This is a genomic window from Candidatus Pelagibacter communis, assembly GCF_001180225.1.
Classification (GTDB): domain Bacteria; phylum Pseudomonadota; class Alphaproteobacteria; order Pelagibacterales; family Pelagibacteraceae; genus Pelagibacter; species Pelagibacter ubique_D.
Window position 1 is genome coordinate 1 of the sequence record NZ_CVST01000021.1, and the last position, 657, is coordinate 657.

Below are 657 nucleotides of genomic sequence, written 5' to 3' on the forward strand. Positions count from 1 at the left end.
CAGGTGTTCAAACTCAAGGTAAACATTATCTTGCTAGTGAATGGAATATTAAAAAATTCACAAACAATAGATTTCAAAACATAAAATTAAATGAAAATGCCCCTCCTAAGATCTCAGAAAAATCTTATCAAATAATAAAACAAGATTTTACTAATCCACAAAATATTGAAGAAAAAAATCTTTTAATTTTTGATAATAATCTCTCATTTGAAATCACTGACTTTAAAGAAAAAAACTTTAAGAAAATTTACTTAGTTTCTAACAAAAATGAAAATAGATCTATAAAACTCAGTGAAAAATTAGTGAAATTTAAATCTCAGTTAATAGAAGACCAAGGACAAAGATTAAAAAATCAATCTATTGATTGTCAAGTTATTGATATAAGTGAAGTGACAAACATTGAAAATTGTTATGGTTTGTATCCTGCAGTTGGTGAAAATTTAGACTACTTAAATTCAAATAATATAGGTGTAGATTTTTTGTACAGAAGTCTCGATCAGTTAGCTTGGAAATATTGTAATAAAGGATTTTTTAATTTTAAAAATTATATTCCCAAAATAGTCTCGACTTTTAACTAAAACCATCGAACCATACCTATAATTCCAGCAGTCGCATAGAAGAATTGAAGTAAAAGAATTCCTTTGTGGCCACCTCTAT

At 26.2% G+C, this 657-nt stretch carries 1 pseudogene; it reads left to right on the forward strand.

Annotated elements, in window-relative coordinates:
• Positions 1-578: pseudogene (locus AMN99_RS01565) on the forward strand (FAD-binding domain-containing protein); the annotation flags it as partial.
• Between the last annotated feature and the right edge of the window lie 79 nt (positions 579-657).